10 protein-coding genes and 1 pseudogene are annotated in these 10,641 nt (G+C 48.4%); 5 read left to right on the top strand and 6 right to left on the bottom strand.

Translation table 11 applies throughout. The annotated features are described in order from the left end of the window. The 6 genes from ACESLU_RS07145 to ACESLU_RS07120 form a co-directional block, all read right to left on the bottom strand. Positions 1-299 (bottom strand): riboflavin synthase (locus ACESLU_RS07145; protein WP_372637145.1); only part of this gene is annotated, 299 nt, incomplete at its 3' end. 242 nt (positions 300-541) lie between these two features. Continuing rightward, positions 542-1,657 (bottom strand): bifunctional diaminohydroxyphosphoribosylaminopyrimidine deaminase/5-amino-6-(5-phosphoribosylamino)uracil reductase RibD, encoded by a 1,116-nt coding sequence (gene ribD / locus ACESLU_RS07140; RefSeq protein WP_372637142.1) that lies wholly within the window; start codon positions 1,655-1,657, stop codon positions 542-544. 12 nt (positions 1,658-1,669) lie between these two features. Then, positions 1,670-3,427 carry a SurA N-terminal domain-containing protein gene (locus ACESLU_RS07135; RefSeq protein WP_372637139.1) on the bottom strand — a complete coding sequence of 586 codons (1,758 nt, stop codon included), beginning with the start codon at positions 3,425-3,427 and terminating at the stop codon, positions 1,670-1,672. Positions 3,428-3,867: 440 nt separating this feature from the next. After that, entirely contained in the window at positions 3,868-4,797 is a 930-nt protein-coding gene (locus ACESLU_RS07130; RefSeq protein WP_372637136.1) for an MlaD family protein, read from the bottom strand. An 11-nt stretch (positions 4,798-4,808) separates the two neighbouring features. After that, complete coding sequence (locus ACESLU_RS07125; RefSeq protein ID WP_372637133.1) at positions 4,809-5,549, bottom strand: ABC transporter ATP-binding protein; 741 nt, start codon at positions 5,547-5,549, stop codon at positions 4,809-4,811. A 15-nt stretch (positions 5,550-5,564) separates the two neighbouring features. Further along, positions 5,565-6,302 (bottom strand): MlaE family ABC transporter permease, encoded by a 738-nt coding sequence (locus ACESLU_RS07120; RefSeq protein WP_372637130.1) that lies wholly within the window; start codon positions 6,300-6,302, stop codon positions 5,565-5,567. A gap of 118 nt (positions 6,303-6,420) precedes the next feature. Here ACESLU_RS07120 and ACESLU_RS07115 point away from each other — a divergent pair, with 118 nt between their 5' ends. The 5 genes and pseudogenes from ACESLU_RS07115 to ACESLU_RS07095 form a co-directional block, all read left to right on the top strand. After that, positions 6,421-7,539, top strand: coding sequence for a TrkA family potassium uptake protein (locus ACESLU_RS07115; protein ID WP_372637128.1), 1,119 nt, complete (start codon positions 6,421-6,423; stop codon positions 7,537-7,539). Next, on the top strand, positions 7,536-8,717 hold the full coding sequence (aroC, locus tag ACESLU_RS07110; protein ID WP_372637125.1) for a chorismate synthase: 1,182 nt from the start codon (positions 7,536-7,538) through the stop codon (positions 8,715-8,717). The genes ACESLU_RS07115 and aroC overlap by 4 nt, the downstream gene beginning before the upstream one ends. A gap of 181 nt (positions 8,718-8,898) precedes the next feature. Continuing rightward, positions 8,899-9,237, top strand: a complete 339-nt coding sequence (locus ACESLU_RS07105; protein WP_372637123.1) for a tetratricopeptide repeat protein — start codon at positions 8,899-8,901, stop codon at positions 9,235-9,237. A 5-nt stretch (positions 9,238-9,242) separates the two neighbouring features. Further along, entirely contained in the window at positions 9,243-10,373 is a 1,131-nt protein-coding gene (locus ACESLU_RS07100; RefSeq protein WP_372637120.1) for a LysM peptidoglycan-binding domain-containing protein, read from the top strand. Then, positions 10,373-10,641, top strand: a pseudogene (locus ACESLU_RS07095) (CPBP family intramembrane glutamate endopeptidase); the annotation flags it as partial. The gene ACESLU_RS07100 and the pseudogene ACESLU_RS07095, both read left to right, overlap by 1 nt.

Below are 10,641 nucleotides of genomic sequence, written 5' to 3'. Positions count from 1 at the left end.
TGGCCCTGAACAAGATGACCATCCAGCAGCTGATCGGGACGCAGTGAACGTTCGAGATTCAACAGGTCCTCTTCCCGAAGATCTCCGATATTCGTTTTGCGCAACGTCTCTTCCACGCTTTGGACCGTAAACGTCGTTTCATTATGCCTTGTAACCGTATGGCATACGCCATTGATACTGATACTTTGGTCGACCTGCAACTCATCTGCAAATCCACAGGCAATAGTAAGTTCTCTGCCGCCATCGGACGGGTTAATTTGCACAAGTTGTCCCACTTCCTGAATAATTCCTGTAAACATAAGTTATCTTTTTCTTGAGCCTGGATTATTCACCAAGGAATTTGGTTTTGGGCAAGGTGGAATGAAAATGCAGGTGGAGAGGTACTTTCGTGCCTTGAGCATACCATTTTCGCTCCAACGCAGCACAGGAGTAGACTTCGCAGCCCTTATTTCAATAGTTTATAAAAAACCTTATTAGATGCTAAGGGGTTAGAAAATAATAGGATAACGAATCATTCCATACTACTCATGAACAATCCAGGTTAAAAATATCCGCTAAACAGCAGGTCATTGCCGACTTGGCGCCACTGCGTTTCCCTGAATTCCAAAATTTCATCCATATGGTCGATGCCTATCCCCATCACCGAACGGGTGCCGCCGCCCAGCATTTTCGGGGCGATAAAAATCTCTACCTTGTCGACCAGCCGGTCGCGCAGGAGTGCCGTAGCCAGATTTTGTCCCCCTTCGACCAGAATAGACGTCACCGGCAAGCTCCCAAGTTCCTGCAGGGCTTTTTCCAGATCCGTATGGCCCTCCTTTTCGTCAACCAGCAGCGTCTTGCCCCGGAAATAATCGGACTGCAGCAAGCTCAGCATGGGATCGGCCTCATTTCGAAATTTTTCCTCGTTATGCGTCAATACGATCGTCTTCTCCTCATACTGGTCCGTAAAAAGGTTCAGCTCATCCGGCAGATCCAGCGGTCCGTCTATCACGATTCTCCTGGGCTGGCGCCCCTCGATATGACGGACGGTCAGCCGCGGGTTATCCAGCAGGGCCGTATTCCGCCCGATCATCACCGCATCGTACCTGCTGCGCCAGCGGTGGACCATGGTCCGCGATTCCACACTGCTTATCCATTCCGACTTGCCATCGGGAGCCGCGATATAGCCATCCAGCGTCTGGGCGATTTTAAGGGTTACAAACGGGCGGTTAAACGCCTGGTGGTGCAGGAAAAATTCATTTTGGCGGCGGGCCTTTTCTTTCAGCAGTCCCACATCCACATCTATGCCCTGCTCACGCAGGTACGCGATACCCTGGCCTGCCACTTTGGGGGTCGGGTCCTCCATTGCCACAACCACGCGCCTGATGGGCAGCTCCCCCAACATTTCACAGCAAGGCGGGGTATGTCCCTCATGGGCACAAGGTTCAAGCGTTACATAGACTGTCGCATTTTCCAGCCGCTCCCGGTCCGTCACGGAATCCACCGCATTTTGCTCGGCATGGGCCTGCCCGTACCGCTCATGATATCCCTGGCCGATTTTTTTTCCCTCGGCTGATACAATCACACACCCCACCATCGGATTGGGGGAGACGTATCCCGCTCCGCGATCGGCTAATTCGAGCGCAAGCTCCATCCATTGTTTGTCCGCTTTCGTCATCTGTGTCAGTTACTACCCCTGCAGTACCCGGGAGCGATTATCTTCGATATCCGCCTCTTCCTTGAGTTCTTCAATCCAGGTATTCATGTAAGCCGCCTGTTTTTCCTTCCTCAGTTCCTCGCGTATTTGACTGCGCTGCGAGGTAGTCAGGCTTGAAATATCGGCTTCCTGCAGTCGGTCGACCCGTACCACAAAGGCTGCGCTGGTGCCCCTGACAGGATCCGACCGTTCGCCCTGTTCCAACCCGAATATAGCGCCGATAACGGCGGGTTCACGTCCCGCGCCCGGCAGGCTGGTTGCGTTCATGGCAATATCCTGGGCCGTTGCCACTTCCTTGCCGGCGGCCTCTGCCAGGGACGGAAGGTCAGCGTGCTGTTCAATCAGCTCCCTGGCCCGGCTAACCGCCTGTTCTTTACGCTTCTCATTAATAACCGTGGTACGAATCTGGTCTTTCACCTCTTCAAACGGCTGAACGCCGGCAGGAGTGATGTCCGTCACCTTCAGTACGACAAACTGTCCCGAAAGTTCCAGCGGCTCAGAAATATCATCTTCATCAGCACTGGTCAGGTAGTTCATAATTTGCTGGCTTTGCCCGATGCCGGAAATAAAATTGGTTCCCTTGGTAGCCAGCCCTTCCCGGAGTTCAAGGCCCCGGCGTTCCGCCTCAGCCTCAAAACCATCCTCTTCGGCGAAAAAGCTGAAATCATCCGCCTCCTTTGCCTGCTCGTCTATCGTAGCCACAGGATCAGCTGTTATATCGAGACTGAACACTACAAAACTTACCTCAGAGCCGCTTTCTCCCACTTTCTTGAGCAAATATACCCGTCCCTGGTCATTAATGACCTCGCTTACTTCGCCAACCTCCAGATCGACCACCGGGCTAAACACTTCACGTATTTCCTCCTCTTCCACCGTTCGGACATCATAGGAGGTCGTGGACTGGTAGCTGTTGAGAAACAGAGAATCGTTTTCCGCTTCGGCAAAATTGGTGCGGAGGCTCTCCATCTCCTTCAGCGTACGCGCCGTATCCTGCCTGGTAGGCGTTTTGTCGAAGCTTACATAATCAAATCGATAGCTTTCCCTGCGCTCGAAACGTTGCTGGTTATTATTGTAGTATTCTTGCAGGTCGGCATCGGTCACAGAGATATCACTTTCCGGGATATCGGCATAGGGAAAACGTACGTACGCGACGTCAGCCCGGGTATTATTGCGAATGTACTGTTGTTCAACCTCATACTGACTGACTTCCATGGACGACTGCAGGTAATTATCCATTTTCTGCTGACGGCGTTTTTGACGCATCTGATCTTCGATAGCTATCCACAGCTGCTTGTTTTCAGGCGACTCAATAGCTGTTTTCAACGCCACGCGGTCGATGGTTCCGTCCTCGCGCTGGAATTGCTGCCGAATAAACGGATCGGGGTTTTCCCCCGTAATCATATTTACCACTTCCTGGTCGGTCACTTCAATTCCAAGCTCCTCCATTTTTTGCTGCAACAGCTTTCCCGTCACCACTTCGTTCCAGGCCCGCTCTTCAAATTCAGCCCGCATCTCGGAATCGACGGAATTGCCGGTCTGTTGAGAATACTGTTCGACATAGTAATTGATGCGGTTGTTATACTCTTCAAGCTCAATCGATTCTCCATTAACAGATCCGAGTGATTGGGAACCTCGCTGAATAACATCAAAAAAATTGGTGTCTGCCAACATCCATAATACTCCAAATGAGAAAATAAGCACCCATAAAATCACACTGGTACTTTTTCTCATCTTATCCATTACACCCATATATAAAACCTCTTATCGTCGTTTTTAATATTACAAAAGCTATTGCTTACCAAAATACACTGATCCGTACTAACAAACCTGTAAATATACAAGAAGCCTGCACTAAGAGCAATTCAGGGCCATACAAAAGTTTTTAACCCCTATTCCTCACGTGTAAAGTATAAAATAGCTCTGCGTTTCTTAATAGTCAGGAGTCCTGTTTAAGTTGAGCGTTAGCCAAAATAACACGCTGTGGTAGCTGCGAACTTTGCCCGTCTGCTGCGTCGAACCTCAAAAAGTGTGCTCAACATACAAAAGTGTGCTCAACATACAATAGTATGTCTGGCATACGCTTTGTGATTCACCTTGCACCCGATCAAATTTCCTGGTGGAAAATGCGGGCTAATGCCGAAAGAAATACAACTTGAAGTATGAACAACAGCCTAAAAAATTTCTATCAGACGCATGTGTTTAAGGTACTTTCCGGGATCTTCATTAATATTCTTAATTAAAAGATCCATTTCACCGGACATGCTTTCCAGGTTGTCGTAAAGACCGGGATCATTAACCAGCTTTCCGAGACTTCCCTCTCCATTGTTGATCTTGACAAGCATCTTGTGCAGCTCCCGATTGGTCTGCGTCAGCTCATGACTCAATATTTCGAGCTCCGTGAGCGACCGGTCCAACCCTGTCAGCACCGAATCGATACGCGACTTGTTCCGCGCGCTTACCGTATCCATATTCGCTAAAAACTGTTGGGCATGCGTAATACTGCGCTCTAAATCCGATCGTTTATTGCGAAACAAGGTAGCCACTTCATCTGTAGACCTTTGAAGGTTTGTCAAGGTGGTATCAATCTTGCCCTGGGCCTCTTCGTCAACCATCGTATTAAGCTCTTCGAGGAGAGTGTTGAGCTTCTCAAACGATTCCGATACATCTTCGCTCAGCTGCGCCCCCTCCTGTTTCAGGGTCTCCATCATCCCCCCGTCATAAATGCCCTTTATCACCTCATTATGCTCCACATCCTGCTGAGAATCCCCCCGTTTTAAGACGATGGCCTTTTCATCGAGCAATCCGGAAGACTGCAGATGAGCTTCGGAGTCCCTGGGGATGTGCGTCTCCAAATCCAGACTCATGCTCACTTTCACACTGTCGCCGTTTGAGAGCTGCATCGACTTGACGGACCCGACTCTGACCCCACTGACAAAAATATTACTTCCCGGGGTCAATCCATCAGCCTGCTCAAAATAAGAATGGATTACTTTTGACTGCCTGAACATCGGCATATCTCCCATCAATCGATAGCCGAAGAATCCGGCCACCAGAGCAACTAAAATCGTTAAAGCTACTTTTAATTCGTTACTTATCTTCAAAATATCTCCTGTTAACTTCTGATTTGATACTCGCTGGCTGTTATAAAGTCCATCAAGACACGGTCATCACTTTCTCGCAGCTCCTCCACAGTGCCATGCCAATACAGGCTCTGATCTTCCAGATATGCGATCCGGTCGGCAATTTTCAAGACACTGTGGATATCGTGTGTTACCACTATAGAGGTAATGTTTAAATTATCCGCCATGGATATAATAAGCTGATTAATCTCCTCGGATGTCTGCGGGTCGAGTCCGGAAGTAGGTTCGTCATAAATCAGGAAATCCGGCTGCAGAATAGTTGCCCGCGCCAGGGCAACCCTCCTGCGCATTCCTCCCGACAGCTCTGCTGGCGATCGGTCTCCCGTGCCCGTTAAATTAACCATATCCAGTGCATCTTCTACCTTTTTTTTAATCTCTTTTTCATCCCATTCTGAAAAATAACGCAAGGGGAAGGCGATATTTTCAAATGTATTGAGCGAATCGAAAAGCGCAGACCCCTGGAACAGTACCCCAAAGCGCTGCCTCATTTTACGCAGATCGACATATTCAAGTTCAAATACATTATTCCCGTCAATAATCACTTCCCCCGAATCGGGGTACATCAGCGCATTAAAATGCTTGACCAGTACCGATTTGCCACAGCCGGACCGGCCGATGATTGCCACGGTTTCTCCGTCTTCAATGTCGAATGAAACATCCTCCCAGACCAGGTTTGAACCAAAACTTTTTGTAAGATTACGTATCTCTATCATAGGTCATTCCAACGATTATAAAAACACAGCCGCAAGGACGAAATCAGCTAATAATACATAAATACAACTTAAAACCGTAGCTTGCGTGGTACTATTTCCAACCCCTTCGGCTCCACCGCTGGCATAATATCCTTTAAAACAGGAGACCGAAGTTATGACAAACCCGAATACAAAGGCTTTGAGAATACCAAAGGTTACGTCCCACGGATAAAAGAACTCTCTTGCGCCGGTCATAAATTCAGCCGGCGAAACCGCCCCGGAGAAATAACCCGCGACTACGCCCCCTAATATCCCGGAAACGCTGGCAAATATATACAACAGCGGAAACATAACAAGTCCCGCCAATACACGGGGCAGCACCAGGAATGAGACCGAATTGAAGCCCATGGACTCCAGAGCATCGATCTGCTCGCTCACCCGCATGGTGCCCAATTCCGTAGCTATGCGTGCGCCAACCTTCCCGGCCAGCACCAGGCTCGTAATCACGGCGGCAAGCTCCATCAGCAGCGACTCGGACGTAATGGCGCCTATAATCGATATGGGGATGAAGGCGATATCAAGTTGATATGCTGTTTGGATTGTCATCACTGCCCCGGTAAAAACACCGGTTAACAAGACAATAGGCACCGACTCATATCCAATCTTTAATAATTCATTGACCAGGTTTTTTTTGTAGGTATCCACCTCGTACAACGAGCGAAGTGACCGATACAAGAGCAGGCTGTACTTTCCAAATTGTTCAAGTGCTTCCATAAAATAGTTTTATTATAACAACCATGGAAACTATTAAATTTCTATGAGGTTGTCATTTCGTACGCATTTTTTTTCAATTATATTATAAGCACCAAAAATTGGTCTGCATATCAATTATATGAATGGATTCTACAATAATATTATCGATAATATTATTGCACTGCGCATTATCATAGCCAGTGTCATATTAATGGTTATTTTTTTAATAGGTTCTTCCGGTTATCATCTAATCGAAGGTATGAACTTTTTTGACGGATTCTATATGACTTTCATTACCATTACCACGATTGGGTTCTCGGAATTAACGAGCCTTTCAAGCGGGGGACGTGTTTTTACCATGGCTATTTTTGTTATGGGTATCGGCGTGATCTCTTATATTGCCTCTCAAACCACACAGCTAATTTTCGAAAGCGAACTCTTCAGGTTAAGAGCCATGAAAAAACAACTCGGGAAAATGGAAGACCACTATATTGTAGCCGGGTATGGCCGGATCGGACACCGTATTGCCGAGGTATTGCAGGAGGCTGAGGTCCCGCTGGTCGTTGTAGAAAACCAGGAAAGCAGCATTGAACGCATTCAAAATAACAAATTGCTGTATGTTGCAGGTGATGCCCAGGATGAGGAAGTGCTGCAGGAAGCCGGCATCGAGCGTGCCAGGGGACTCATTTGCACCCTCTCCCGTGACCAGGATAATGTATTTGTAACCCTTATCGCCCGCGAAATAAACCGGGATATCTTTATTTTGGTGCGCACAAACCAGCACCAGAATACCAAAAAAATTCTTCGGGCGGGAGCAGATAAAGTGATTTCTCCCTATGAAATTGGCGCCGATCGCATGGCCAACGTCATCCTCCGCCCCCATGTAGACCAGTTTATTAATCGCATCCAAAGTGGCTCTCCTCAAAAACAAGTTCAAGACCACGTCTTTGATGAAATCAAAGTCTTCGAAGGATCGGAACTGGACGGCAAGACCCTTTCCGAGGCTCAAATTCGCCAAAAATATTTTGTTGTTATTATTGCCATCATTCCCCATGAAAAGGAATATATCCATTTTAATCCCGGCAGCGAAGACCGGATTTCCGCCGGCGACTCACTCATTGTACTTGGAGATATCGAACGTATCGAACATCTCCGCGAGGAGGGATGCGATGATTACCGGTCGCTCTCGGAACGGGTTTCCCGACATGCTTTTTCCAAACATTTTAATTCAAAAGAAGAAGATACCAACTCAGTATGATACGCTATTTAACAGCTGGAGAATCACACGGCCCACAACTCACGGGAATTATTGAAGGTATCCCGGCGGGACTCCCGATCACAGAAGATGAAATAGCCCTGCACCTGGCCCGACGCCAAAAAGGATACGGGCGCGGGGGACGTATGGCCTTTGAGAAAGACCGTGCCGAGATCCTTTCCGGCGTTCGCTTTGGCAAGACTACCGGCGCTCCTGTCGCTCTCCAGATGCCTAATCGCGCGTTCGAAAAAGATGACGCCAATTGGCCCAAAGTGATGAATAAAGAGGGAGCCGGCGAAGATGTCGAACCCATTACGGTTCCGCGGCCGGGGCATGCCGATCTCACCGGGGTACAGAAATACCGGTATAACGATATACGTCCCGCTATCGAACGATCCAGCGCGAGAGAGACCGCTATGCGGGTAGCTTGCAGCTGCATAGCCCGCAAATTCTTAAAATACTTCGGCATAGAGATAGGGGGACATGTAACCCGCATCGGAAGTGTCGGTTATGATCGGCCCTGGAAAGATATCCGGGCACTGGTGGACCCCATGCTGAGCGATGGAGCCGAAACGGTTTTCCGTGCAGCCGACGAATCGGAAGTGCGCTGCCTCGATGAAGAACTCACCCAACAGATGCGCGAGGAAATTATCGTCCGCCGCAAAGAGGGCAGCTCGCTTGGCGGCCACTGGGAAATTCTTGTTACCGGCCTGCCCGCCGGACTCGGAAGCTTTGTGCACTGGGACCGCAAACTCGATGGACAGCTGGCCCAGGCGGTAATGGGGACACAGGCTATGAAGGGCGTTGAAATCGGACAGGGATTCGAGGCCGGACGGCGGCACGGGCAAGTGGTTCACGATGAAATCACCTACGAAGGGGAGAAGTTTAAACGGCGAACCAACCGCATGGGGGGCATTGAAGGCGGCATCTCCACAGGTATGCCGCTGATCATTCGCGGAGTGATGAAGCCGATTCCAACCATGCTTACTCCCATTTCCACCGTAGATATTACTACCAAAGAGGAAAAAGACACCCGCTATGAGCGGTCCGATGTTTGCGCCCTCCCAAGGGCTATTGTGGTGATCGAAAGCGTTATTGCGCCGGTATTGGCCAACGCTTTTTTAGAAAAGTTCGGTGGTGATTCCATTGAAGAAATTGAAGAACGTTATCAGGGTAATTAAATAAACTAATAAGGAATCCTCCCCGGCCGGGGCAGCTCGAAATGGACGCTGATCGACGAAGACACTGGGGAGCTCGGAATTTTGCTTTTTTTAAACGTAGAATGCGTTATTTTGGAGCATAAAATAGATTCTGCAACTACCCGTTGTTATCGTTGAAAACGGATACGGATACGTCTTGGATATGAGCAGGAATACCCAGTCAAAAATCAAACAGCTTGCCCGGCAAATTAAAAGCAACCCCGGGGATTCTTTCTCCAAGTTTGCCTTGGCTCTTGAATTCCGTAAACAGGGAAAGTTCAAAAAGGCACGCATTTTATTTGAAGACATCCTGAAGCATGATCCGGACTATGTAGGCGTCTACTATCACCTTGGAAAGCTCTATGAAATGCACGACCGCCTTCAGGATGCCCGGAAAATGTATGAGAATGGTATTCCCAAAGCAGAGCAGCAGCAAAAAAAACGAACGAAATCGGAACTGCAGGAAGCCCTGCAGAATGTTAAAATAGAAATGGACTCATAGTACGCATGAAAATAATCTCTTTTTTTCTCTACTGGATTATATTTGTCCTTTGCCTTTGCATGCCGCAGCACCTGTCGGCACAAAGTACCACCACGCATACGATCCAAAAGGGAGAAACCCTGTTCAGTATTGCCAAACAGTATGATGTCGACATCGAACAGCTCAGGGAATGGAATGATATAACCGCTGATCAGCTGTCGGTCGGACAAACCCTTGTCATAGGAAAAGAAGCTGAAGAAACAAGCTCGGCCGAACGTTCAGCAGAAACACGGACGCATACCGTAGAAGCCGGAGAAACACTTTTTTCGGTCTCCAAGCAGTACCAGGTTACCATTGCCGAATTGAAGGCGTGGAATGATATTCCTTCCAATAATTTGAAAGTGGGACAAACCTTAACGATCCACCCATCCGAATCGGCAAGCCAACAAGGGCAATCGATCACAGTAGATAGTGAAGCACAGCAAAATGCTACTTATCTGGTGAAAAACAATGATTCGCTCTACAAAATTGCCGAGCAACACGGCATGTCTGTCAGCCAGCTCAAAAAACTTAATAACCTGACGTCCAATACGATACGGGTCGGTCAGCGACTAACCGTTCGGGCATCATCAGCGCCACCCTCTGTGGGCTCCTCTGCAACTTCCTCCCCCCAGGGGCAATTCATCGCTCATACCGTAAACGGCGGGTCCACTACGGTATCAGAACTGGCTCAAAAATTTCAAATGGATGAAGAAGAGTTCAGAGCCTTGAACAGCGATATTGAGTCAGACCAACTGAGAAACGGGCAGGAAGTTACGGTGCTCACACCCTCCAGTAAAACATTCAAGAATCCCTATGTAAAAAACAGCAGTTCCTTAAGCAGTTTGGGTTCCGTGTCCGTCTCGCCCTACGACAGCGGGGAAGAAGCAACGCCCACCACCAGCGGCGAACTCTACAACCCCGACGCCTTGACCGGCGCCCACTCGAATATTGCTTTAGGGTCCGTTATTTTCGTACAAAATCCGGGCTATCCTCATGGTGTTTTCGTACGGATTAATGACCGCATTTCCGGTAATGGGCTCAAACTATCCACTGCGGCATGGAATACACTGCAATTCGCCGGGACCAGTGATTCAGCGATGATTTTTCAGGAATAATGAGTACCATTAACCAGTCAATAAAACGATATTTTTCTACTACACACTCGCTGCTCTACAGCTATTTGATCAGCCTGCCGCTGTTGCTTTTATATGAGGTATTGATTTTTATCTCGCAACCGGACAGCGAGCAGATTGTGCGGATTTCTGTTGATATATGGATTAAAACCCTCTTCGCCTATTTCAGCCAGGATGTGCTTTCGATCACTCTTATCCTCGTCGCCCTTACCGGAATTTATATCCTATACCGAGAACGAAAAAAACTTGC

The organism is Fodinibius sp. (assembly GCF_041642155.1).
Taxonomy (GTDB): Bacteria; Bacteroidota; Rhodothermia; order Balneolales; family Balneolaceae; genus Fodinibius.
This window is presented reverse-complemented; position numbering and strand designations above follow the sequence as displayed.